This is a genomic window from Arthrospiribacter ruber, from assembly GCF_019343195.1.
GTDB lineage: Bacteria > Bacteroidota > Bacteroidia > Cytophagales > Cyclobacteriaceae > Arthrospiribacter > Arthrospiribacter ruber.
The window spans coordinates 231920-256371 of sequence record NZ_RPHB01000009.1 but is presented as its reverse complement, the minus strand read 5'-3'; the positions used below and the strand labels follow the sequence as shown (position 1 = coordinate 256371).

20 protein-coding genes are annotated in these 24452 nt (G+C 41.5%); 4 read left to right on the top strand and 16 right to left on the bottom strand.

From position 1 onward, the window contains the following. The first annotated feature begins 641 nt into the window (after positions 1-641). From EGN73_RS18650 to bglX, 4 genes are all read left to right on the top strand, one after another. Entirely contained in the window at positions 642-3521 is a 2880-nt protein-coding gene (locus tag EGN73_RS18650; RefSeq protein WP_219293174.1) for a glycosyl hydrolase 115 family protein, read from the top strand. A 346-nt stretch (positions 3522-3867) separates the two neighbouring features. Beyond that, a complete protein-coding gene (locus EGN73_RS18645) occupies positions 3868-5745 on the top strand; it encodes an outer membrane protein assembly factor BamB family protein (RefSeq protein ID WP_219293173.1) in 1878 nt (625 codons plus the stop codon). 34 nt (positions 5746-5779) lie between these two features. Beyond that, on the top strand, positions 5780-6070 hold the full coding sequence (locus EGN73_RS22855; RefSeq protein WP_425515038.1) for a type II toxin-antitoxin system RelE/ParE family toxin: 291 nt from the start codon (positions 5780-5782) through the stop codon (positions 6068-6070). A 616-nt stretch (positions 6071-6686) separates the two neighbouring features. Next, positions 6687-8978, top strand: a complete 2292-nt coding sequence (gene bglX / locus EGN73_RS18640; RefSeq protein WP_219293172.1) for a beta-glucosidase BglX — start codon at positions 6687-6689, stop codon at positions 8976-8978. Positions 8979-9271: 293 nt separating this feature from the next. Here the strand turns inward: bglX and EGN73_RS18635 are convergent, their stop codons facing one another. The 16 genes from EGN73_RS18635 to EGN73_RS18560 all read right to left on the bottom strand — a co-directional run bounded on the left by EGN73_RS18635 (position 9272) and on the right by EGN73_RS18560 (position 24428). After that, positions 9272-10681, bottom strand: a complete 1410-nt coding sequence (locus EGN73_RS18635; protein WP_219293170.1) for a cytochrome c — start codon at positions 10679-10681, stop codon at positions 9272-9274. 5 nt (positions 10682-10686) lie between these two features. Then, complete coding sequence (gene ric, locus EGN73_RS18630) at positions 10687-11409, bottom strand: iron-sulfur cluster repair di-iron protein (protein ID WP_219293168.1); 723 nt, start codon at positions 11407-11409, stop codon at positions 10687-10689. A gap of 39 nt (positions 11410-11448) precedes the next feature. Next, entirely contained in the window at positions 11449-11880 is a 432-nt protein-coding gene (locus tag EGN73_RS18625) for an RrF2 family transcriptional regulator (RefSeq protein WP_219293166.1), read from the bottom strand. Positions 11881-11968: 88 nt separating this feature from the next. Beyond that, complete coding sequence (gene moaCB / locus EGN73_RS18620) at positions 11969-12883, bottom strand: bifunctional molybdenum cofactor biosynthesis protein MoaC/MoaB (RefSeq protein ID WP_219293164.1); 915 nt, start codon at positions 12881-12883, stop codon at positions 11969-11971. Between the two features lie 482 nt (positions 12884-13365). Continuing rightward, a complete protein-coding gene (locus EGN73_RS18615) occupies positions 13366-13812 on the bottom strand; it encodes a molybdenum cofactor biosynthesis protein MoaE (RefSeq protein WP_219293162.1) in 447 nt (148 codons plus the stop codon). Between the two features lie 328 nt (positions 13813-14140). Further along, complete coding sequence (locus tag EGN73_RS18610) at positions 14141-15220, bottom strand: HesA/MoeB/ThiF family protein (protein ID WP_219293160.1); 1080 nt, start codon at positions 15218-15220, stop codon at positions 14141-14143. Positions 15221-15223: 3 nt separating this feature from the next. Further along, the gene (locus tag EGN73_RS18605) at positions 15224-15451 is read right to left on the bottom strand and encodes a MoaD/ThiS family protein (protein WP_219293158.1); all 228 of its coding nucleotides are present in this window, start codon (positions 15449-15451) and stop codon (positions 15224-15226) included. A gap of 39 nt (positions 15452-15490) precedes the next feature. Then, positions 15491-16993: an MFS transporter gene (locus tag EGN73_RS18600; protein WP_014772542.1), complete on the bottom strand. Its 1503-nt coding sequence runs from the start codon at positions 16991-16993 to the stop codon at positions 15491-15493. 41 nt (positions 16994-17034) lie between these two features. Then, positions 17035-17622: a molybdenum cofactor guanylyltransferase gene (gene mobA, locus EGN73_RS18595; protein WP_009034398.1), complete on the bottom strand. Its 588-nt coding sequence runs from the start codon at positions 17620-17622 to the stop codon at positions 17035-17037. Next, positions 17619-18374, bottom strand: a complete 756-nt coding sequence (locus EGN73_RS18590) for a sulfite exporter TauE/SafE family protein (RefSeq protein ID WP_235062791.1) — start codon at positions 18372-18374, stop codon at positions 17619-17621. The genes mobA and EGN73_RS18590 overlap by 4 nt, the downstream gene beginning before the upstream one ends. Next, positions 18358-19533 carry a molybdopterin molybdotransferase MoeA gene (locus EGN73_RS18585; RefSeq protein WP_009034396.1) on the bottom strand — a complete coding sequence of 392 codons (1176 nt, stop codon included), beginning with the start codon at positions 19531-19533 and terminating at the stop codon, positions 18358-18360. The genes EGN73_RS18590 and EGN73_RS18585 overlap by 17 nt, the downstream gene beginning before the upstream one ends. A 305-nt stretch (positions 19534-19838) precedes the next feature. After that, complete coding sequence (moaA, locus tag EGN73_RS18580) at positions 19839-20819, bottom strand: GTP 3',8-cyclase MoaA (protein WP_219293156.1); 981 nt, start codon at positions 20817-20819, stop codon at positions 19839-19841. A gap of 7 nt (positions 20820-20826) precedes the next feature. Further along, positions 20827-21081 (bottom strand): DUF6755 family protein, encoded by a 255-nt coding sequence (locus EGN73_RS18575; protein WP_219293154.1) that lies wholly within the window; start codon positions 21079-21081, stop codon positions 20827-20829. A 5-nt stretch (positions 21082-21086) separates the two neighbouring features. After that, complete coding sequence (locus tag EGN73_RS18570) at positions 21087-21599, bottom strand: QcrA and Rieske domain-containing protein (protein ID WP_009034393.1); 513 nt, start codon at positions 21597-21599, stop codon at positions 21087-21089. A 12-nt stretch (positions 21600-21611) separates the two neighbouring features. Then, complete coding sequence (locus EGN73_RS18565) at positions 21612-22184, bottom strand: 4Fe-4S dicluster domain-containing protein (RefSeq protein WP_009034392.1); 573 nt, start codon at positions 22182-22184, stop codon at positions 21612-21614. Between the two features lie 12 nt (positions 22185-22196). Then, the gene (locus EGN73_RS18560; protein ID WP_219293152.1) at positions 22197-24428 is read right to left on the bottom strand and encodes a molybdopterin oxidoreductase family protein; all 2232 of its coding nucleotides are present in this window, start codon (positions 24426-24428) and stop codon (positions 22197-22199) included. Positions 24429-24452 lie beyond the last annotated feature (24 nt).

The window sequence follows — 24452 nt, the reverse complement described above, 5'->3', positions numbered from 1 at the left end:
CCGCCCTGCATTCAAGCTGCTCGCTAATTCCGAAAGCTCGGAATCACTGAAGCTATTCCATATCAGGCCTGTTCGGCAGACATGCTCGCCAAAATTTTCTTGTTTTTGGATCATGTACAGTAGTAGGGGTAATTCCAGTTTTTAGGAATTATTAGTAGTTATTGGGTACCCTTATCAACCCAGTAGCCAGTGGGGAGATTAGAATTGCTTATTTTTTTATTTCGAGTAATTCTGATAAATATTTAAAACAAAACAATATAAATGTTTTTTAATTTATGACATTATTTATTTAACTTTACGTGTAAGTTTACTAATAAAAAATTTGGCGAGTCTTTCGGTGAGTGTTAGCTGCATTTTATTTGTAAAATATTGAAAGTCATTTAGTTAAGGGGTGGGTTCATTTCCCTTCCTCTCTGCTAATTCAAATCCTAACTTGCTAAAAATGCGCAGGTTAGGATTTTTTTTGATATTGGATGTGAGTTACTTTTCGAAAGTACTGTGCTGATTGAAATCCATTTGTATGATTCTTGGAAGCCTTTTAAACTTAAATTTTCTATTTTTACTATTTCAGTTAATCTCAAACCTATATAATTTTCCAATGTCTGAGAGCATACATTGGGAAAAACCTATTCAATAATCAAATGAAAAAATTACTGTTCTTTTTGATCCTTCTGCCATGTTTTTCCCAAGCACAAATCAATGTGCATTTTAAAAGCGGCAAAAAAGCCAATCAATTTACCATCGCAACTAAAAGCAATGCAAGCACCATCGTTTATGACCCAACGGAAAATAAATTGATTGGTAGGTCGGCGAATTTTCTTGCTGAGGACATTGAAAGGGTCACAGGCAAAAAACCTGCAATTTCTACAGGTGATAATATTCAAGACAAAAATGTGATCATCATTGGAACGGCAGAAAACAGCGCTTTGATCAAAAAACTGATCACGGAAAAGAAGCTGGAAATGGACAAAATCCAGGGTGATTGGGAAAGATTTGTGATCAAAACAGTGGATAAGCCATTCCCTGGTGTTGATCAGGCGCTGGTCATTGTAGGCAGTGACAGGCGAGGTGCCGCTTATGGGGTTTTTACCCTTTCCGAAAAAATAGGTGTTTCCCCTTGGTATTGGTGGGCCGATGTGGCGGTGGAAAAACAAGAGGAAATCTATCTTGAAAAATGTCATTTTATCTCAAAAAGTCCGGCAGTAAAGTATCGCGGCATTTTTATCAATGATGAGTCCCCTGCTTTCAGAAACTGGGCAAATGAAAAGTTCGGAGGTACCAACCATAAAGTGTATGAACATGTCTTTGAACTCTTACTTCGCAACAAAGCCAATTTCATGTGGCCTTCCATGTGGCCGCCGACCATGTTTTATATTGATGACCCTTTGAACCCTAAATTGGCAGATGAATATGGCATCGTCATGTCCACCAGTCATCATGAACCCATGACACGGGCCCACCATGAGTGGGAATTGTTTGATGGAGGTGAGTGGAATTACCTGACCAACAAAGAAAAACTTCAGGAATTCTGGCGTGGGGGATTTGAGCGTGTGGGAGACTACGAAACGATGATCACTGTTGGGATGCGTGGTGATGGCGATGATGCCATGTCTGAAGAAACAGCCGTGGATTTGTTAAAAACCATCATAGCAGATCAGCGTGAAATTATCAGCGATATCTCCGGAAAACCGGCCAAGGAAACCCCTCAGGTTTGGGCGATCTATAAAGAAGTACAGGATTACTTTGACAAAGGTATGCGTGTGGATGACGACATCACCGTGATGTTCAGTGATGATAACTGGGGCAACATCCGGTACCTGCCCAACCCAGAAGAGACAAATCCCGATTCCAAGTTTGGGATGTATTACCATTTTGATTATGTAGGTGCCCCCATATCCTACAGGTGGCTCAACGTCACCCAGATCGAACGGGTGTGGGAACAAATGAAATTGACCTACGAACATGGCGTGAGAGAAATTTGGATTGCCAATGTAGGGGATATCAAGCCTATGGAGCTACCGATTAGTTTTTTTCTGGAATATGCATGGGACCCTGATGCCATTCAAGCGAAGGATTTACCTGACTTCTATGTGCGTTGGGCAAGGCAGCAATTTGGCAACCAACATGCGCAAGAAATTGCCGAAATGCTTTCGCTACATACAAAATATAATGCCCGCCGAACTCCTGAAATGCTGACAGCAAGTACCTACAGTGTAGAAAACTACCGTGAGGCAGACCGTATAGTCGAAGAATACACACAGTTATTGGAAAAAAGTACCAGCGTATATGAAAAGCTTCCTGAAGCCCAAAAGGCGGCCTTTTATCAGTTGGTTCATTCTCCCATCGAAATGAGCGCCAATATCAACGAAATGTATGTGGCGGCAGGAAAAAACAGGTATTATGGTGTACGGGGAGCTGCATCAGCCAATTTTTACGCGGATAGAACAAAGGAGTTGTTTGAGAAAGACGCGCAACTTACCCAGGAATTCCATGAACTTAAAGAAGGCAAATGGAACCATATGATGTCCCAAACGCACATGGGATATACCTATTGGAACCACCCTCCGCTCAATATGATGCCTGCAGTCGCTTATGTTCAGGTGCAGCAACCCGCTGAATTGGGTTATTTCATTGAATATGGCACCCCTCCTCGATGGGGATGGTTAGATGTAGAGGCCGATTGGGCATTCAGTAAGGAAATGCCTGTTTTTGATCCTGTCAACGATCAGGACTATTATATCGATATCATTAACCGCGGACAGGAAAAATTGAGCTACACCATTAGACCAAAAGAAGATTGGATAAAAGTTTCTTCTGAAGGAGGTGAAACCCTTTTCAATGAAAAAGTTTATGTGAGCATAGATTGGAGCAAGGCTCCTGAAGGAACAGCTAAAGGTGAGCTTTTGATTGCCGGAGCGGGAAATGAATACCTTGTGGAGGTACCCATTCGAAATGAACAGATAATGGGATCCGGTTTTGTAGAAAATAAAGGTGCAGTTGCGTTTGAAGCACCTCATTTTACAAAAAAAAGTGACGCAAAGAACCGGTATTGGACTGTGATCCCAAACTTGGGAAGAACAGGTTCTTCGCTGATCATTGAACCGGTAACTGCGGAAAATGAAGTAGAATTGAAAGATGCCCCGATGGTGGAGTATGAATTCACAACTACCAGCTCGGGGAATTTTAAAGTGGATACATACTTGTCTCCAACTCAAGATTTCAAGCATCAGGGAGGTTTGAAGTACGCCATAGCCATAGACGATGAAGCACCTCAAATTATCAATATGAATGAAGGTGAAACCGTACCTGATTACAAATATGCCGAATGGTGGATGAAATCAGTCGGAGATCATATAAAAATCAAGACTTCATCCCACAAGGTGGAAGCACCGGGCAAACATGTGCTTAAAGTTTGGGCAATAGACTCAGGGATTGTTTTTCAACGATTTGTCATTGATACCGGTAGCTTAAAACCCAGCTATTTAGGTCCTGTAGAAAGTGTACAAGTGGAAGCAAAGTAATGTTTTAGTGTCATCATCCGAAATTGCCCCGACCCATTGGTTTATTCCTTCAATCTCTGCGCCTTCATGAATCTTGACTTTGTTTAGAGCTTTTGCGTAGCAGATCAACGGAAAAAACAATATTGCTACCGGTACGACTTTATGCATGTTTAAGACTTTTTTTCATGAACAGAAAGATCATAATCACCAATTTATGGGTAAAAAGTAGTGAAAGTATTTCATAAAGAGGGTATTAGGTGTTACATTTAAGCAATTGATGAAATTTATATCTCTTACAAGATCAATTTTAATTTTTGGTAAAAACACCTTTTTAAAGCTTAATATTTATTGTTAAAAAATAATTTACATGAAACTAGCAAAATTACTTTCGTCCGTTCTGGATTTTTCATTCCGGGAAAAAATTTTCTTTCTAAACATATCTAAATCCAGGAACTGTTTTCTGTTTTCGGTTTTATGTAGTATTGTTTTTGGAATCCTGCTTACTTTTTCTGGCCCTCAAGTCTTTGCCCAAAATGATCCTGACTGGGTGATTTCTACTGATTTCACGCCAAAATATACTTCTTTTTCCAATGATGGTAAGTATATCGTTCTTGAAAATGAGAATCAATACCAGGTATGGAACCTAGAGAGCAAGCAGCAGGTACTCCAAGGTAAATACCGCAACAAAGTGGGCAGAAGTATTCCTAGGGTAGGTGTGACTGAAGGAAGTGCTTTCCTTTTATTTGAGCAGGAGGAAATCTTCTTGCAGTTTGATTATACCTTGACTTATACAACAGCTACGGCATTTGACTTGAAGAACGGGGAAGAGCAATGGGTGAAAAATGACCTGGATATTGGCATTTCAACCGTGGAATCCATTTATCAGATATTGTCAAATGCGCAAAGGTTAAGACAGGATGAAGAGACACTTTCTGAAGCAACTTTTTCTGCTGCCACAGGTATGAATACCATATCCAAAAAGAACAATATTCCTGTCTCTTATGTAGGACACGATGAAAGGCTGAATAAACTGATCACGTATTTGCCTGAAAAAAATGCAATCGCAGTGAATGGTAAAGATGGGCTTCAGTTATTGGGGGTCAAGTCAGGTGAAGTCTTATGGCAGCAAGCAGAATTAAAAGGAGGATTGGGAGAAGTATTTTACGAGCCGAACAATGACTTGATTATAGCCATCAGGGTAAGTCAGACTGAGCTTCAAAACATTGCGGGAAGACCCGAAGTACAAGCTTTGAATGCCGAAAATGGGGATTTGCTTTGGAGTTTGAAATACAGTGGTGATTTTATCCCAGGGACAGCTTTTGTGAGGGAGAATGTATTGCTTTTACCCTATTTTGGATTGACATTGATTGATATCACAACAGGAGAAGAAATGGAGGGTGATGTCAAGGAAGGCATGCAAAGACATCGGAGAATGTACAGAAACATGTCTGTACTGGGAGCAGGTGGTGAAGAAGGAAATACTTTAGGTGACAACAGTTCTTACCCTTTGGTAGATGAAAATGGCATTATTCACTATGTAGTGGGTATGCAGGGAGGCAAACACATAGATCCCGACGGTAGCCGAAAGTCTTATTTACAGATTGATTTCAATACAGGGGAAATTGTTCTTCAGGAAGACAGAATAGCAAGGCAGAACAACCGTGTCATTCAAGAAGAGCTTACAGAAGATTTACTGTATCTGAAGATGACCAATGGACTTTCAGGTTCATACATCGTGGCCCTTGATACAAAGACCGGGCAGATTGCCTTTGAAACAGAAAAAGTGAGCAATAGATTGGGGACAGACTTTGATCCATTCGTATTGGATGGGGATAAAATTGTCGATGCCTCCTCAAAAGGAATCCACACCTATGATTCCAAAACAGGAGAAAGTATTTCCACAGTCAGTTATAAGAAATTTGAAGTTGGGAGATTAAAAAATCAGATTGCTTTTGACAATGGGTTGATTTTGATCGGAACAGATGGAGTGGCCATTGCGGACAATGAAGGAGATGTGCAGACTATGTTCGAAGGAGTAAAGGAAATCAAAGACCTCAGGCTTACAGACAAAGAAATCTGGATGGTGGAAAAAGACAGATTTTTTAGGGTTGGAACCGCACCCATTGAAATTTTGGAAGAAGTGAAGTTTGAGAAAGATGAAAATGTGTTTTTCAGTCCAGAAGGGACATATTTGGTTAGGGTAGATGCTACAGGCCGTGAGCTGAATATTTTTCAAATGGAATGAGTGAGGATATCAAAAAAAGGTTCAATTTTTAGCACTGGAGGTTCGCTATTCTCTTCGTGCTAGGCAAGAAGAAATAGAATTGCTTGAATATATCCTTCGGAAGTTCGGGCACAAGAAGGCAAAGGAAATCTTTTTTAGCATTGAAAAGACTCTTGGACTCATTTCGAAAACTCCGGAGATGTACCGTAAATCCAACAGAAGGGAAGGGCTGAGAAAATGTGTTTCCAGTAAACAAACGAGTATTTATTATCGCAACAAAAATGATCAGATTGAGGTTGTAAGTTTTTGGTCCAACCAGAAAAATCCTAAGAAATTTAAGATCTAAATTCATGTTTTGGACAAGGGTTTTTTATATTATATGTGTATTCGCATCTTTGCACGGTGAACTTTAAGGACCAAACCTTCAACTTTACTTCTAACTGTAGATTGAAACTTTGGAGGGTGGGATGAATTTCGACCGGGCCAGCGCAGGCCTTGAGCGTGGATAGAGCCTGTCCCGATTTTCTCGGGAATTCGAAATTCTTGATTTTTTGGCTACTTTTTCATTAAGGAAAAAGTAGCTTTATAATAAAGTTTTGATTAGAATTTAGCAAAAAGAACTGGTTCAAAAAAATAAATGGCTACTTGCAGTGATGCGTATACTCATATTATATTATAAAGTTTGCTTTTTAAAATTGCGGTTCAATTCTCTTTATTCTAGAATCTCCGATTCTGTTCTTACCCAATCCATTTGAGTTTTTGGTCTCTCTGATCGTATCAATGGGTTAATATGTTTGATTTTTAAAATACTGATATTCAGCATAAAAAATCATTTGTAGTATAGGTTGAGAAATTTTTGATGTAGTCTTCAATTATTTAAATTGATACAATCTTTGCTAATTGGGATCGAAAAAAAACCTGTAGTAATCATTTGTCGATTTAGAAGTACAAACAATAAACCTATGAAAAAATATTTTCCAGTTCTGATGCTCTGTTTTTTTGGATTGATTTCCTTCAAAACAAGCCAACCTACACCGGTTTCCATCGATGAGTATGCTGCTAAGGCTGATTCTATTATTTCTCTGATGACCTTGAATGAAAAATTAGGCCAACTGAACCTGCCCGTTGGAGGTGACATTACCACAGGTGAGGCGGGCAGTTCTGATGTACTCAATAGCATCAGGGAAGGTAAAGTTGGGGGATTGTTCAACCTCAAGTCAGCTGAAAAAATCAAAGAAGCCCAAAGGGTAGCCATAGAAGAAAGCAGGCTTAAAATACCTTTGTTGATAGGGATGGATGTAATCCATGGCTATGAGACACTTTTTCCAATTCCATTGGGTCTTTCAAGTACCTGGGATATGAAATTGATCGAAAAATCCGCTAGGATAGCCGCTATTGAGGCGAGTGCTGATGGCATCAATTGGACTTTTTCTCCTATGGTAGACGTGTCAAGAGATCCGAGATGGGGCAGGGTTTCGGAAGGCAATGGTGAAGATCCCTTTTTAGGAGCAAAAATCGCCCAGGCCATGATCAAGGGGTATCAAGGAGATGACCTGACCGCTTACAATACCATCATGGCATGTGTAAAGCATTTTGCCTTATATGGAGCCCCTGAAGCGGGGCGTGACTACAATACAGTAGACATGAGCAGGCAACGGATGTACAATGAGTATTTTCTGCCCTATCAAGCAGCAGTGGAGGCTGGAGTGGGCTCGGTGATGACAGCCTTCAATGATGTGGATGGTATTCCTGCATCAGCTAATAAATGGCTGATGACAGATGTATTAAGGGAGCAGTGGGGTTTTGATGGATTTGTGGTGACCGACTACACAGCGATCAATGAAATGACAGCCCATGGCCTGGGAGATTTGCAGCATGTATCTGCACTTGCATTATTGGCGGGAGTGGACATGGATATGGTAGGGGAGGGGTTTCTTACCACTCTGGAAAAGTCTTTGGAAGAAGGGAAAATATCCGAAAGCCATATTGATACGGCTGTAAAAAGGATTCTGGTAGCCAAATACAAATTGGGGCTTTTTGATGATCCATATCGCTATTCAGATTTGGACAGGTCCGAAAAGGAAATTTTTACCCAAGAGCACAGGAAGACGGCCAGGGAAATCGCAGCACAATCATTTGTATTACTCAAAAATGAAGGGAGCATTTTACCTCTAAAAAAATCGGGTAAAATTGCCTTAGTTGGCCCAATGGCAGACAACAGGGAAAACATGTCAGGGACTTGGTCCGTAGCGGGGAGGTTTACGGAAGCCATTTCCTTGAAAGATGGATTGGAAAATGCATTGGGAAATGAGGTTACCTTGCTTACAGCCAGAGGTGCAAATGTGGTGGAGGATGCAGAATACGAGGAAAGGGTAAGTATTTTCGGGAAGCCTACCTACAGAGATGAAAGGCCAGAGGAGACTTTGATCAGCGAGGCATTGGAAATCGCCAGGGAAGCGGATGTGATCATCGCTGCAATGGGAGAGTCGGCCGAAATGAGCGGGGAGGCAGCGAGCAGATCGGATATTGAAATGCCTGCCAATCAAAGAAGGTTGCTGGAAGCACTTTTGGAAACAGGGAAGCCTGTAGTATTGGTCTTGTTTACCGGAAGGCCATTGGCGATCAAGTGGGAAGCAGAGCATGTCCCAGGTATCTTGAATGTTTGGTTTGCGGGATCTGAGGCTGGAGATGCAATAGCAGATGTGCTTTTTGGAGATGTCAATCCTTCAGGTAAACTTACAGCTACTTTCCCACAAAATGTTGGACAGATTCCGATTTTTTACAACCATAAAAACACCGGAAGACCACTGCCTGAAGGTCAATGGTTCCAAAAATTCCGGTCCAATTACCTTGATGTTTCAAACGAACCCCTTTATCCATTTGGCTATGGGTTGAGCTATACGGAGTTTGACTACAGCGGACTTCAGCTGAGTGCAGAGGAACTCAGTGGAGATGAAACCTTGCAAATCACGGTTGATGTTCGCAATGCAGGATCTTTGGACGGGTCAGAAGTGGTTCAGTTGTACGTGAGGGATTTAGTGGCAAGTATCACGAGGCCTGTTAAAGAGTTGAAAGGCTTTGAAAAGGTATTTGTAAAGGCCGGTGAGACCAGGTCAGTAACTTTTGAACTCACCAAAAAAGACTTGATGTTTTACAATCAGGATGCGGAATTTGTCTGGGAAGCAGGAGAGTTTGAGATCATGGTAGGTGGCAATTCCCAAGACTTGATTAAGACAAAAGTCAATTGGAACTGAGCTTATTAAAATTAAAATCCAGATGTATTCCGAGTTAGCTTGACCTAAATCCCCATTTTGCAAGTAAGAAGTTTAAAAAGGTTAAGGGGTTTGTTAGTGGCAAACCCCTTTTTTAATTTTCTTTGTTTCTTTCCTGATTTTTTTCTTTAAGTCTTTCCTTTTGTTCTTCCTTTACTTTAAATATCCTTTTTCGGAAGACGAAAAATGCAATTAGAATAATTGCGGGTATGATGATATAAAGAAGAATATTGGTAGGGTCGGAGAGATCTATAGGCCCCTGTGGTTTTGGTAGGTCAGGTCGTTTTTGTCCAAAGCTCAGAAATGGGATCATTACCAAGAGAAAAAGTGGAAGAGTGCTTTTGAGAAACTGTCTTAGTCGGTTTTTCATGATTTTTTGATTTAGTTGTCAGATTGGATGTGCTGGGGCATAGCAGGTCCTTTTGACCTTTGGTGTAAAAGGAAACGAAAACCATGCCTAGGCCTATGGGAAAAAGTAAAGAGCCGAAGAACATAATCTGGTGATATGCTGGAATACTGCCCCATTTGGCCCAAGCCAGGGTTCCTTGACCAAAGAGCAACAATTCTGTAATAAGAAATCCCGAAGCCAAAATATACCATCCTGAGATGCTGGCGGTATTGCTGGGAAAAATCCGGGATTGTATGGCCATACCGCCAATTCCAAATGTCACCGCCCCTAACAGTATCAAATGTATAAAGGCTATCACATAGCTTCTTATGTAATGAGAAGCCGCCAGAACATCAGGAATAACCAATATTAGTTGTAGGGTAGCTTTTAACAACAAGCTAATAATGCCCAAAGCAATCAGCCTCTTTACCCATTTTTCGGCTAGATAGAAATTGGAGAAAGTACAATTCCATAGAGGCAAAAGCAACCTAAATAAAACATATGCCTGAAGTCCAACACCTATTAGGTTGAGCCAATACCAGCCCATCCACGCATAGCTGTGAAATATTGTGCCTCCGAAAGTGAGGAAAAGTGATAGATGCAGGTACAGTTCCTCTTTTTTGGAAAAAGAGAGGAGATTATTCCCTTTTTTGAGGAAAAAAAGTAACAAGCCTAAAAGGCAATAGACAAACCAGCCTTGTAGTTGGAAATGTAGGAACCACTGTACACTGAGGTGGTAAAGCGGATGAAGTTTTCCAAGGATAATGCCTACAGGTGCAATAGACCATAAACCAACAGATGATAAGACCATCCATCGTACCCCATATTTGATCAGAGATAGATATGGGGTGCTTGTAAGGCCCTTGATATCTTTTAAAAAGCGAAAGGAAAAAACATAAGAAACAAGCAAATGAAGTGTTGAAAAAGCTATACTACCTGGACCATAGCCCTGAACCGGGAAGGTAGCCATCATTCCCAAGTTGGCTAGGATGTTCAGAATAAGAATGATTTTATAAGAGTTCCTTCTTAACGGTTGAGGAACAAAAGTAAACAGCAACATACCTGAAACCAGTAAGTATCCCCAGCCCAAAAGTGCCAAATGGGAGTGTGCGTGGAGAATATTTTTGTAATCCACGAACGCTGGCAGGTGACCAATAAAAAAATACCTCAAAGCCAATCCAAAAAGGGCTGCAACGAAAAAGAAGAAAACCGCCCATTTTATCCACATGTTGGGCAACAGCCTGGCTCCATTTCTAGAAAGGCTTTCTACACCTAAGTTTTGATGCGCGGTTTTCATTCGATTTATTCGCTATACATGGTTTGATACAAGTCTTTTGCTTTGGGGAAAAGGATGTTGTTTTCCAAATGGATGTGGGTGTGAAGGTCTTCTTCGAATTCCTTCAACATGGCATAAGCAACCCGATAGGTCTGACATCCATCAGCAGGAGTATTATAACCGCCGCTGAGTTGGGAAATTTGTCTAAACCTGTCACCTTCAGTGTCATGTTCATGCTCCATCATGGCTATGGGATTGACAATATGGCCAAAATGGGGTTGGGAAAGGGGGAAGCCATTTTCTTCAGCTGTTTCCATGGCTTTGATAAAGGGGAAAAGGATAAGTTCTTCCTTTTTCATGTGGGCCGTAAGGCCATCTGAAGCTTCAAAAAACAAATCTTTGATTTCATGCAGTTCAGGGTGTCGGTCTCCGTGTACCTGACTCAATTTTTGAAGATAGGCTTTGATTGGCGATAGACTCGACTCCACATAATAGTGATGTGTGCTGATGATATGGTCTATAAGCTCTGTGAGAGACATTGCTGTATGCGTGGGCTTTTGGGCATGAGTCAATTCGCTTTTCAGATCATTGAGCAGGTTTTCCAAAACTACTCCGTTTTTCTCGCAAGCATCCTGAATGCTTATTCCGCCTTTACAGCAGAAATCAATGCCATAGGCTGTGAAAATTTTAGCTGTTTTAAAATTTTCCGCGACTATTCCTCCGACTTTTCTTTTTTCTAATGCTTCCATTTTAATTAATATTTAAGGATCCTTATATCTTTTAATAGTTTAATGTTTTAAAAAACTGATACCATTATTCACCCTATCTGCCATATCTGTGAGACTGGTAGAGTGGAGCATTCCTGTGAGATGTTCCCGGATTGCCTTGAATTTGTAATGTACTGCACAGGGATGTTCTTCTGCGCATTTTTTTAATCCTAGGGCACATCCTGTAAAAAGCATGTCCCCATCTATAGCGTCCACTATCCAAGAAAGAAATATTTTGGAAGGGTCTCCATTCATGGAAAAACCACCATGAGGTCCTTTTACCGAAATCAATAACTTGTTCTTTACCAATACTTGAAGGATTTTGGCAGTGAATGCTTCTGGAGAAACAATGGCTTTAGATATTTCCTTCAGGTTTGTCCTTTCTTTTTCAGAAGAACTACCGGGCACATAGATCATGGCATTGATGGCGTATTTACAGGTTTTTGAAAACATCTCCCCCTTATTATAAGACAAATGTATCCTTTATTTAATTAAGGACAAAAATATCCTTAATTATTTTTTGACCACAGGATTAAAAAGATCAATGCCTATACTTAGGCCCTTCCAAAACTTTGAATAGGTGTAAAACAGCAGGGAAAATGGCGTCCATAGATTCTTCGGCGCCTTTGGTTGATCCTGGTAGGGCTAGTACGAGGGTGTTGCCGATCAAGCCAGCAACAGACCTGGAGAGCATGGAGTAGGGCATTCGGGCTTGCCCATAGCTGCGGATAGCCTCTTCTATACCGGGTACTTCCCGTTCTATCAGCGGTCTGATGGCCTCGGGGGTTACATCTTTCGGTGAAAGTCCTGTACCTCCTGAAAAGATGACCATGTCCATGCCTACCTCAATAAATCCTTTGAGCTTGCTTTGGATTTTTTCTTTTTCGTCAGGGATGATGGAATAATCTTCAATGCTGACTTTTGAAGTTTCTAATTTTTGGATTATTACCTTGCCTGCCCTGTCTTCCTTTTGCCCTGAAGCTATGCTGTCCGAACAGACAATAACAGCGGCTTTGAGGTTTTGCTCCTTGTCTTTGGCATAATCTGTTTTTCCCCCTTTTTTCTCCACTAACTTGATCTGCTCTATGCTGATGTTTTTGTCTATGGGTTTGAGCATGTCATACATGGTCAGGGCCACCACAGATGCAGCATGCATGGCTTCCACCTCCACGCCTGTTTTGTAGATGGTGTGGATTTCTACCAAGACATAAATCTCCAAACCTTTGATTTCGTAATTCACGGAAGTAAACTCCACAGGAAGAGGATGGCAATCCGGAATCATGTCAGCAGTACGCTTGGCAGCAAAAAGTCCCGCCACCTTGGCCATTTCAAATACATCTCCCTTGGGCACTGTTTTATTGACCACAGCGGCGATGGTTTCGTCCGAACTCACTTTAACAATGGCCTGCGCTATGGCTTTTCTAAGGGTGGTGGATTTGTGGGTGATGTTGATCATTATATCTTTAGCTTTATATGAAGTAAGTAGGGAAAAGGGTTAGATATTGATGGATATTAGCTGTTGCGATATTGGGATATTAGGTCAGCATGAAATATATCTACTACCCTCAAATTTAACCCAAAACTTCGATACCAATAGCTTTAATGTTTAGGCTTATGGGATGCTTCGGAACCATTATCCATTAGTATCCAATATCCATCAATATCGATTTAGGCAATTTGACTCATTGTTTCTATATTATTTGCTTCAATATCTTGAGTTTTAGGTTTGCTTCGAATTCAATATCCATTATCATGTTTATCCGCTAACTTACAAGTAGAACCTAAATAATGGAACAAACCTGCGATTTATAGCCAATATCAATGAATATCCAATATCTATTAGTATCGGATTTAAATAGGCCCTTATTTAAATTGGTTAGGGGTATAATTGCGGATATACATGTCCATTAATATCAAAAATCAATCAATATCTAATTTTCAAGTATTCACCTTCCACTCAGATTTTTCATTGTCCAGGATTTCCTTTCCCCAGATGGGCAATTCTTTTTTGATGCGCTCGACGAGTTCTTCACAGGCATCGATGGCAGCTTTGCGATGTTTGGAGGAAGTAAAGACAAAGAGGCAGATTTCTCCTGTTTTGACCTCGCCCAAGCTATGGTAAATATGCATGCAGGTCAATGGATATTTGGCAAAGATGGCTTCACGGATTTCGAAGGCCTGTTGCAAAGCCATGTCTTCATAGGCTTTATATTCAATAGCCACTACCGATCCGTCTTCTTTTTCATCAGCTCTAACCTGTCCGAGAAAGATGCTATGTCCGCCAATATTTGTTTTTGTGCTATGATTGGCGATGGATTTCGCGATTTTATCAGGAGAGATCGCTCCTTCTACAAATATGTTTTTTGGTGTTCTTTTCTTTTCCATGGTTTTTTTTATTTAGGCCACAAAGGCACTGAGTTATAATGGTTTTTGCCACAAAGGTGCTAAGACACTAAGGTATTATTGGTTTTGGCTCTTTGGGGCTTGTTTTTGATAGAAATTTGATAGAAATATGGTGGAAATATTATAGAAATATTGTTGAAATAGGGTTTGTCTTCGTGTTTCATTCAGGTTTTTCGAAGCATATTTCCATTCTATTTCTACTATATCCCGAATCACTTCGCTCTCGGGATCTCCGCTTCACTACGATTTCGCATAGCATATTTCTGTATCATAATATCCATTAGTATCTAATATCAATCAATATCTTATTTCAATCAAAAAGGTACCTTAAAATTCCCCCTTCAACAGATTGAATATTTTTATCAGGAAACTGACTTTTGAGCATGTCGACGGCTTTCAGGCTTCTGCTTCCTGATTGACAGAAAAGGAGGATGTTCTGAAAGGATGCTAGCTGACTTCTGGAATTGGGTAGGTCAGCCAAAGCAATCTGGAGGTGGTCAATATCGTCCAGTTCCGGTTGTTCTCCAAGTTCCCGAACATCCACCAATACGGAATGATTGGCGTTTTTCAATAAGCTCAAAGCAGCTTCCCAATCCGTTTGTGCACTCAAGCCACAGAAGTCCTGATAGTCCATTTCTTGGAGTTCGGAATGGTTTTTTGGCCTGCTTTGATTGCTGTCTTGATTTTTGGCAAGTTGAACCTGATAGGAATTGTGGTTTTGCAGGTCGTAGAAGAGCATTTTGTCTTCAAGCGAGTTCCCATATCCAGTCAGGTATTTGATACATTCTGCAGCCATCCACGTTCCGATGATCCCTGGTAGCACACCCAATACGCCTGTTTCATTGCAGTTGGGTACTTCACGAGCTGATGGTGGTATGGGGTAGAGGTCCCTGTAATTGATAGAATGGGGTCCTTTTGCATTGAAAATAGCTACTTGTCCCTCGTGCTGATAGATGGCGCCGAAAACCAAAGGTTTGCCAGCGATCAGGCAAGCATCATTGACCAAATACCGCGTGTGGAAATTGTCCGAGCCATCTATGATCAGGTCGTAGTTTTGGATGATGCCCAGAATGTTTTCTTTCGTCAGGAAATAGGGGAAAGCTTCTACCTCTATGTCATTGTATTTTTTCTGGATGATTTTGGCAGCTGTTTCGGCTTTGTTTTTTCCGAGATCTTCCTTTCCGAACAGGACCTGTCTGTTAAGGTTGGATAGGGAAACCACATCCCCGTCTATGATGCCGATTTTTCCAATTCCTGCTGCGCTGAGGTAAAGTAAAGCTGGGCAACCCAAACCGCCGGCACCTATAATCAGAACTGAAGTTTTTCTGAGTTTTTGCTGTGATGCGGGACCAAATCCCGGGAGTATATATTGTCTTTCAAATCTATCCATGGATCACCCTCCGGAGAATGGTGGCAGCAAAGCTACCTCAGCACCTGTGGCTATGCTTATATTTCCGTTGACTTGTTTTTTATCTATGGCAATGCTGAATTTAAGGTCTTTCAATGCGGGGTATTGTTGTTGCAAATAGCCCACTAGGATATCCGTATTTGGAAAATTTTCAATTTCTATCTCCTGCTTTCCAATGATCTCTGCTATTTTTCCGAAGGCTAATAGTTTCATAATAATGTTACTTGGCTTTTTTCAAAGATAAACATTCTTTCACTCCACCCGATCAATTTTATGGGCGATTTCTGGAGATTCAGTTTTGACTATGTTTCTTGTGACTCTTAGCATCCAAAACAAACACACTACAGAAAGGATAAACATCAGGATCCAACTGCTGGTCCAAAGGCCTGTCCAGTCCAACAAATAGCCAAATAGGATGGGACAAACAAAACCTCCCAAACCTCCGATTACCCCAACCATACCACCAACGGTTCCCACTTCATTGGGGAAATAGTCTGGAATAAACCTGTAAACTCCCGCTTTGCCTATTCCCCAAACTATCCCAATCAACAATACCAATACGGCATACACCCACATGTTTGCTTCAAAAGAAATCTGTGTAACCCCTTTTGCTAACAATTCTTTTTTTCCAACTTCCTGTCCAGGCCTTACTACCGGTTCTTGCCAGCTATATTTATGTGGTAAAAAAGAAGCAGTAGCGGATGGATCATTCATTCGCTCCATTGCGTCATCTTTTGAAGCCAGCGCATAATTTCTATTCCCCACTTCAATTGCTTGGTCTGTAACTCCACTTACTTCACCAGCCTGTGTAGCCATGATGCCCTTTCCAGGTGTAATGATGTCCATTTTGGGAACCATCAAAAGTGCCGCTAAGATAATCGACCATCTAAAAGTCCCCAACATGACTCTTCTTGCACCTAACTTGTCACTCATCCACCCACCAAGTACACGAATCACTCCGGAAGGAAAGGAGAATAAGGAAGCAAATAGTCCGGCTACAACCAAGCTTGCTCCATATACATTGACAAAGTATGGTACGAGCCATTGGGCAAAAGCTACGAAGCAACCGAATACCAAGAAGTAATAAAAGCCAAATCGCCACACGCGGATGCTTTGAAGCGGTTTTAATATCACTGCCATGGTTCGTGCAGGGGCGTTTGATTTTTTATTGACTGAAAAGAACATAAAAACCAATGCCATCACAACCAAAACCCCGGCATAGTACTGAGGCAAAAGCCTCCAGTTTTCAGGGTTTAATCCATTAGCTGTGAAATTATTCAAAAGGGTAGGAGCCAATAGGGTGGTCAATGCCGCTCCTGCATTCCCTGCACCGAAAATCCCCAGTGCTCGACCTTGCCAGCTTTTTGGGAACCAGACAGAAGTATAGCCTATACCAACTGCAAATCCAGCACCGGCAAATCCAAAGAAAAAACTGAGGACTGCGTAAAACATGAAGCTGTCCGCAAAAGAAATCAGGTACATGGGGATGGCGCAGAATAGTAACAAAGCAGCAAAAATCCATTTCCCTCCATATTTATCCGTAAGAATTCCCAAGGGAAGTCTGAAAATTGCTCCTGTCAAAATCGGGATTCCCAAAAGCCAGCCAATCTCTACAGGACCCCATTCAAAAATTCCATTGTCGGTCAGGTAAGTCACCATGACCCCGTTGAAAGTCCAAACAGCAAAGCAGATAGTGAATGCCAAGGTATTCAAAAAAAGCATTCTGTAGGAAAGAGAGTTGATTTGTTCCTGCATAGTTTTGAGGTTTTAGTTTTTTCCTTTACCGTTTAAGATAATCAATGATTTTTCTTCAGCCAAGTTGCAGCTTGGGCTATGTCTGTTGGCGTGTTGATATTTATAAATTCTATAGGGCTTAATTTATGGCGTTCATCCAAAGCGAAAAATTGATGGGGCTTTTCTTGGATGAAACTTTGAAGTTTTAATTTATCGTTGACCACATGCTCTTCAACGGCGGAAATTAAGCTTTCTGGGTATACTCCTGGAAAGGGGAGTGTTCTGTCTTTTAACCTTGAAACTGTGATGTAGTTTTCTCTGGATTGAGTGATCAAAGCATTCAAAGTTTCTGTCTTTAAAAAAGGCATATCACAGCTTAAAAGGCAAACGTTATTTCCCTTAGCATTAGTCAAAGCGGTTAATAACCCTCCAAGTGGGCCTTTCTCTGGGATAGTGTCTTCAATAACTTTCAGGTCAAACTGCCGATATGCAGGGTCATGTGCGATTATTCGAAGAGGGTAGGGAAGAGTACCTATTGATTCGATCAAATACTGAATCATAGGCTTACCAGTGATTTTGACCAGACCTTTGTCACTGCCCATTCTACTGCTTTTTCCGCCTGCCAAAATGTAAATTTCTAATTCTTTCATGCCCAAATTAATTTTATAGCAGCAAAGAAAAGGACGGTTGTAAGGATGTATTTTACAACATTTACATTGAAGCGCTTTGCTCCCAAATAAGCGCCAATCGCTCCTCCAGCTACAGTCAAGGGCATCAAATACCAAAGCTTAGCATCGATGGAAATATTTACTGCATCAGCTCCTATGTATCCAGCTACTGAGTTGAAGAAGATGAATAAGGCACTCAATGCAGCAGTTTCTTTCATTGAGGTCCAACCCAGCATTAGCAAGATGGGAGATAGGATGATACCACCTCCTATGCCGATCAAGCCAGAAAAGAAACCTATCGAAATGCCTAATATTGGTGCCATCCACCATACTCTTTGAATTACCCGCTCTTTGGCTATTGGGAATACATTTAAAAAACGTAGGATTGGGAAGAACAAAAGCATCCCTAATATTTGCTTGTATAGAACAGTATCGACTAAAATCGTTCCCCCTAGGTATGCAGCAGGGATGGAAAAGATAATTAGAGAAAGGAATAGGTTAGTAGGAAATGCAACTGTTTTCCGATATGCTAAAAATGCAAGCAGGGATACCACCATATTCAGCATCAAAGCTGTAGGTCGAATCTGCTCTGGAGCAAAATTAAAAAGTGCCAAAAACATCAGGTAGCTACTGGCGCCACCATGCCCAACTGCCGCATAGAGGAATGCAGCCAAAGGCATCAAGACGAATAGCATAATCCAAGCCTCGTCCATGTTATTACCAATGATACACATTTATCAAAGAGCCTGCCGCCATCTCTTCAGTTTCTTCTGCAACTTCAGCAAAACAGTCAGCTGCTCCAAAGGAGATCAGATTGAATGATTCCTGCCCAGTCAAGATGTGCACCTGGTTATTTTCAATCTTGGCTTTTAGGAAGAAAGTGAGTCCCGCTTTTCTTTTTAGAGGTTCGGCCAAAGGAAGCTTTGCTGTAGGTTGCCAGGAATTCTTATGCCCCATGTATTGTAAAAGTGATGGCTTGACATATTGATTGAAACAAGTAATGACAGAAGCAGGGTTACCTGGTAAGGCGAAGATTAATTTTTCACCCAAAATCCCAACGTAAAGGGGCTTCCCGGGTCTTTGTTTTATTTTGTAAAATAATTCCTCAACTCCTGCTTTTGTTAATCCTGTTTTTACATAGTCATAATCTCCGACAGAAATACCGCCAGAAAGAATCAGGATATCAGCGTTTGCAAGGGAGTTTTCTATGGCTTTTTGCAATTCATGTGGTTCATCAATGGCTTGCGTACTCTGCACCTCCTCTACACCTAAGGTATTTAAGTAACTTTGCAGAACAGGTCCATTTGAATTGTAAATTTGGCCAAAAGATAGGGGCTTTCCCAGCTCTTGCAATTCGTTTCCAGTGATAATTACCGCAACTTTTGGAGGGCTGTACACAGGAATTTCAGCAATCCCCACAGATGCTAAAAGACCTATGCCGCCGGGGTTGATTAGCGCACCTTTTTTTAAAATAATACCTCCAGCTTCCGTCTGAGCTCCTTTTAGACGAACGTTGCTGCCTCTTGTGAAGCTGCTTTTGTCAAATGTAATTTGATTTCCATCTCTTTCAACCCATTCTTGTGGGATTACAGTATCCGCTCCTTTAGGTATCGGGGCTCCGGTAAAAATTCTACTGGCTTGGCCTTTTTGCAATACATGAAATTCACCATCTCCAGCAGCTACTTCTGATACCACTTGCCATGGCTCTTGCTGATCATCCCAGCTAATAGCGTAGCCATCCATCGCTGAATTGTCAAAAGAAGGAACTGCAATCGGGGAATGAATGTCTTTGGTGCAGATCAAGCCTATGGCTTTTTCGAGCGGTAAAATGTTAGATTTCGCTGAAGGGGTGTGCTTTTGAAGTATTGATTTAGCCTGATTGACTGAGATCATATTTGTATTTTACTAAAATGGGCTTCTTCTATTTTTTCTTTTTGGAACTTCTTTGACTGATTAGTCTTACTTTGTCAAAGTAGCAGATTAGATCAACCTGCCAGGTTTATAAGCTAAAGCAGGGTTAGAGGTTAGAACTACATCTTTTCAATCATATATCCATCATTTTCCAAAACCAACTTTACCCAAAATATCCAATAGTATTTCTATTTCTAAATATTTCAATTGTATTTCTACCATATTTCAAAAACAAACTTCCCCTCAAAATATCCATCAATATCCACTAATATCAATTAATATCCTTTTTATCCCCCAATCTTAATCATACTACGATTTTCGATTTTGTCAGCTTCAGCCTTTTGGTAATCAGGGGAAAATTGACCGCCTAATGCAGCATGTTTGTTGTATAGAGAGAGTCGAATCAGTGGTTCAATTTCCTTACCCGCTCTCAGGGTACCGAGAAGATCCATTTCTTCTTTTCCGAAAAGGCAGTTTTTCATTTTGCCATCAGCAGTGATTCGCATACGATTACAACTACCACAAAAATGCTCGCTCATAGTCGTAATAAAAGCAAAAGTGCCTTCATGACCAATTGCTTTGTATTTTTTGGCCGTGGCATGGGGTTCGTCCTTGAGTTTGACTACATCAAACTCTTCTTTGACCATATCTAACATTTTCTGAGCAGTCAGCACCTTCGAACTATCCCAAAGATTGCCAGCAAAGGGCATAAACTCTATGAACCTTACATGAAGGGGAAGTTGTTTGGTGATTTTTACAAAATCCAAAAGTTCATTTTCAATAATACCATTAAGTGCAACTACATTGATTTTTATACGAAAATCATGTTTTAGAAGTAATTCTATGTTGTCCCAGACTTGTTGGAATTTATCCCTTTTGGTTAGCTTGAAGAATGTTTCTTGCTTGAGAGAATCCAAGCTTACATTCAATGACCGGATACCGGCTTTTTTGAAAAGACCTAAATATTGATGAACCAAGACCCCATTGGTTGTAAGGGTGAGTTCTACAGGAAGTTTTGCCAATCGTTCTACAATTTCGGCAAACTCCTTGCGAACCATTGGTTCTCCTCCTGTCAGTCTGATTTTTTTCACACCTAGTGAAACGAATATTTTGGCAATGGTCTCGATTTCATCCGGCTGCATCAGATGTGCATTGGGCATGCACTGGATATTTTCCTCAGGCATACAATAAGTACAACGGAAGTTGCAGCTATCTGTCAGAGAGATTCTTAGGTAATCATGTACACGTTGAAACCGATCTTGGAGCATGTTGCTTTTATTCTTTGATTTTGGGTTTTCTTGGCTCAGGTAAATAGCGTAAAAGCCAAGCTGCTGCTATAAACAATACCGATGAACCGATAAATGTTCCCAATGCAATATTGAAATTATCTGTCAGGGCATTGTTCAATGCCGAATATAATAACCAAATCTGAATACTGACCAATAGAATCAGTAATAGCGTGATGCCTGTCATCAGGGTATTGGTTTTATTAGGGTGTGCTTCTTTTTGGGAATATCTGAAATTACTCATATCGTTTAGGCTTTATGGCTTTTAGCTTTGACAAACACTTTCCCATTTTCAATCACTACTTCCAATTGAGGCAAAGGTCTAGGAGGTGGACCCTGGGTCACAACACCAGTTTTGGGATCAAAATAGCCCTTGTGACATGGACACTCAATCAAATTTAAATCTTTTCGGTAAATGACTGCACAGGCCAAGTGCGTACATTTCTGTTCAAAGGCCCTCCATTCTCCATCTTCCAAATGGATCAGAATATAAGGAATGACCTTATCGCCCTCAATCTCAAATTGGAGCATTTCGCCCATAGGAACTTGACCTTCTTCACAAATGAAATGCTGGCCTTCCAGTTCTTTTTCAGGAAAGGCGATGCTTTTGAGCACAATAGCTCCATTTCCAAGGGCAAGTGCGCCGGAGAATAGGGTGAGGAACTTGGCAAACTCTCTTCTGGAAACGTGGGTAGCTTCCTCCTTGTCTATAGGGAAATCATTTTTCCACTGTGGTGTTTCACCTGCTTTTTCTTCTTTCATAGTACTGGCTGATTATTGCACTTTGAGGTAATTGCTGCCTTTCGGCATCATAATTTTTACTTTGGTCTTTACTTCCTGCTCCCCGAAGAAAAAGGTGTCAACAGGAACACTGTCAGGTCTCTTTTTCTCGATTTCTTCTCTGGTTCCATAAAACAGTGCCTGTGAAGGGCAAACTGTAGCGCACATCGGTTTTTTACCTGCTGAGGTACGGTCATAACACATGTTACACTTCATCATCAGTTCAGCTTTTTCCTGTTTTTGCGGAACTCCAAAAGGACAGGCCAACACGCAGTTAGAGCAACCGATACAGCGGGATGTCTCTGCGGTATGAACTACACCAAATTCGTCTTTGGAAATGGCATCTGCTGGACAGACATTGGCACAGGCAGGGTCTTCGCAATGCATACAGACTTGAACGGTAGTCTGCGTAGAAACAGCCCTTTCCACATAGTGAATATGGATCATGCTTTCCTGGCCGTTGGTTTCACATTCAGCGCAGGCCATTTCGCAGGCATGGCAGCCGATACACCGCTGCATGTCAATGAAAAATCCCATTTGCTGGTCATATTTTGTACTACTAGGCATAATAGATGTGGTTTATGGTTTTAGGGTTTCGTGGCTTTGAAATGCCAATGAATCAGTGGATGGGGCAGCCCATTTTTTGAGCGGCTCCAATTTGCAGGCACAGACTTTAAATTCCGGAATTTTGGATACAGGATCCAATGTGCCAATGGTCAATTGATTGGCAGATTGGCTGCCTCCCCAGTGGTAGGGAATAAAAACTGTGTCGGGCCGGATAGTCTCTACAATTTGGGCAGGGAAAACGGCTTCTCCTCTTCTGGTAGATACCCTGACCAATTCCCGCTCCTTGATGCCAAACTGCTGGGCCAAGCTTGGATGGATCTCCAAAAGCGGTTCAGGGTATTGGTCTACAAGTTTGCCGATTCTTCTGGTTTGCGTTCCAGACAGATATTGGGACACTACCCTTCCTGTGGTGAGGGTCACCGGGAATTCTTTATCGGTCACCTCAGAAGGTTCCCTGTAGGGTACTGCATTGAAGTGAGCTTTTCCATCAGGGGTTTTGAATTTTTTATCTTCCCAAAGTCTAGGGGTTCCTGGATGGTCTTCGGATGGACATGGCCAGAAAATGCCCATGTTTTCCTCGATTTTTTTGTAGGTAATGCCGTAATAATCCGCCGTGCCTCCTTTGGAAGCTACCCGGAGCTCGTTGAAGATGTCTTCAGCTTTGCTGTAATTAAACTTGTCACCTGCACCTAATCTTTGTGCCAGTTCTATCAGGATATCACTATCTTTTCTGGCTTGGCCTGGAGGAGTGATGGCTTGGTTGATTTTTACTACCCTACCTTCGGCTGTGGTTACCGTGCCGTCTTCTTCTTCGTGTAACGAACCCGCCATGATGACATCCGCATGCCGGGCAGTTTCATTGAGGAAAAAGTCTATGCACATATAATACTCCAGTTTTTCCAGTGCTTCTCTCACAAAATTGTTATTAGGAAGAGAAACGAGGGGGTTGAAACAGATGGAAATCAATCCTTTGATTTCTCCTCTATGAATGGCCTCTATAATTTCGTAGGCAGAGAGACCTTTGCCGGGAATTTCTTTTTCTTCTACGCCCCAGACTTCAGCGATGTATTTTCTGTGCTCGGGATTGGTGATGTCTCTATTGCCAGGCAATTGATCACATTTATGTCCATGCTCGCGACCTCCTTGCCCATTCCCTTGACCTGTAATGGTTCCATATCCGCAATATGGCTTTCCAATACGGCCGGTAGCCAATACAATATTGATACAGCTGACCACATTATCCACCCCTTTGGTATGGTGCTCAATGCCTCTGGCGTGTAGCAGAAAGGAAGTATCTGCTTTGCCCCACCATTCGGCGGCCAGTCTGATTTTTTCTTTATCTATGCCTGTAGTCGCTTCTGCCCAGTCCAGATCATATTCTTTAACTGCGTCTATAGCTTCTTCAAAACCACTTGTATGGTAATCTATAAAGTCGTGATCTAGCCAATCATTGTCTACCAATTGCTTGAGAATGGCTCCAAAAAGTGCCGAGTCTCTGCCTGGTTTAACGGGCAGATGCAGATCAGCAGTTCTGGCTATAGGCGTAACTCTTGGATCCACCACGATCAATTTAGCTCCATTGTCCCTAGCTTCCCATATGTAGTGGGTAAGGGTAGGGAAGCACTCACTGATATTGGTTCCTGCTATGATGATCACTTTGGCATGCTTCAAATCTGCCCAGGAATTGGAAATTCTATCCAAGCCAAAAGCTTTCTTGTTTCCTGCCCCCGCTGAAACCATACAAAGCCGGCCATTATAGTCAAGGTTTTTGGTTTTGAGTGCCAATCGGGCAAATTTACCCACCATGTAGCTCTTTTCGTTGGTCAGAGATACGCCGGATAGCATGGCAAAGGCATCATTACCATAGGTAGATTGAATTCTTTTGATTTCATTGACGGTACGGCCCATGGCTGATTCCCAGTCAATGGGTTCAAAACCTTTGCCTTCTACGCGTTGAAGAGGGCTTAATATTCTATCCGGATGGTTGTTTTGCAGGTAGCGTTGTACACCTTTGGGACAGAGCCTTCCTTCGTTGAAAGGAAATTCCATCCAGGGTTCAAAGCCTGCTATCTGATTGTCTTTTACCTTGAGCTGTATACCGCACTGCATGCCACAAAAGCAGCAGTGGGTTTTGACCAATCGGTCAGGTTCATTGGATCCTTCGAAACCACCCAATGGGGTGTAGTTCTTTTTGGGACCGTATTGTTTTATGATTTTTTCAGCGGAAACTGGTAGTTTGGCCATAATGGGATTATTCAGAATTATTGT

Coding starts and splice junctions, on each gene's coding strand:
- ric (WP_219293168.1), bottom strand. CDS start 11,409: ATGGAAGCATTAGAAAAAAGAAAAGTCGGAGGAATAGTCGCGGAAAAT.
- EGN73_RS18600 (WP_014772542.1), bottom strand. CDS start 16,993: ATGCAGGAACAAATCAACTCTCTTTCCTACAGAATGCTTTTTTTGAAT.
- EGN73_RS18615 (WP_219293162.1), bottom strand. CDS start 13,812: ATGGAAAAGAAAAGAACACCAAAAAACATATTTGTAGAAGGAGCGATC.
- moaCB (WP_219293164.1), bottom strand. CDS start 12,883: ATGATCAACATCACCCACAAATCCACCACCCTTAGAAAAGCCATAGCG.
- EGN73_RS18575 (WP_219293154.1), bottom strand. CDS start 21,081: ATGAGTAATTTCAGATATTCCCAAAAAGAAGCACACCCTAATAAAACC.
- EGN73_RS18590 (WP_235062791.1), bottom strand. CDS start 18,374: ATGTGTATCATTGGTAATAACATGGACGAGGCTTGGATTATGCTATTC.
- EGN73_RS18645 (WP_219293173.1), top strand. CDS start 3,868: ATGAAACTAGCAAAATTACTTTCGTCCGTTCTGGATTTTTCATTCCGG.
- moaA (WP_219293156.1), bottom strand. CDS start 20,819: ATGCTCCAAGATCGGTTTCAACGTGTACATGATTACCTAAGAATCTCT.
- EGN73_RS18560 (WP_219293152.1), bottom strand. CDS start 24,428: ATGGCCAAACTACCAGTTTCCGCTGAAAAAATCATAAAACAATACGGT.
- mobA (WP_009034398.1), bottom strand. CDS start 17,622: ATGAAAGAATTAGAAATTTACATTTTGGCAGGCGGAAAAAGCAGTAGA.
- bglX (WP_219293172.1), top strand. CDS start 6,687: ATGAAAAAATATTTTCCAGTTCTGATGCTCTGTTTTTTTGGATTGATT.
- EGN73_RS18570 (WP_009034393.1), bottom strand. CDS start 21,599: ATGAAAGAAGAAAAAGCAGGTGAAACACCACAGTGGAAAAATGATTTC.
- EGN73_RS18610 (WP_219293160.1), bottom strand. CDS start 15,220: ATGGATAGATTTGAAAGACAATATATACTCCCGGGATTTGGTCCCGCA.
- EGN73_RS18565 (WP_009034392.1), bottom strand. CDS start 22,184: ATGCCTAGTAGTACAAAATATGACCAGCAAATGGGATTTTTCATTGAC.
- EGN73_RS18650 (WP_219293174.1), top strand. CDS start 642: ATGAAAAAATTACTGTTCTTTTTGATCCTTCTGCCATGTTTTTCCCAA.
- EGN73_RS18635 (WP_219293170.1), bottom strand. CDS start 10,681: ATGAAAACCGCGCATCAAAACTTAGGTGTAGAAAGCCTTTCTAGAAAT.
- EGN73_RS18625 (WP_219293166.1), bottom strand. CDS start 11,880: ATGTTTTCAAAAACCTGTAAATACGCCATCAATGCCATGATCTATGTG.
- EGN73_RS18605 (WP_219293158.1), bottom strand. CDS start 15,451: ATGAAACTATTAGCCTTCGGAAAAATAGCAGAGATCATTGGAAAGCAG.
- EGN73_RS18585 (WP_009034396.1), bottom strand. CDS start 19,533: ATGATCTCAGTCAATCAGGCTAAATCAATACTTCAAAAGCACACCCCT.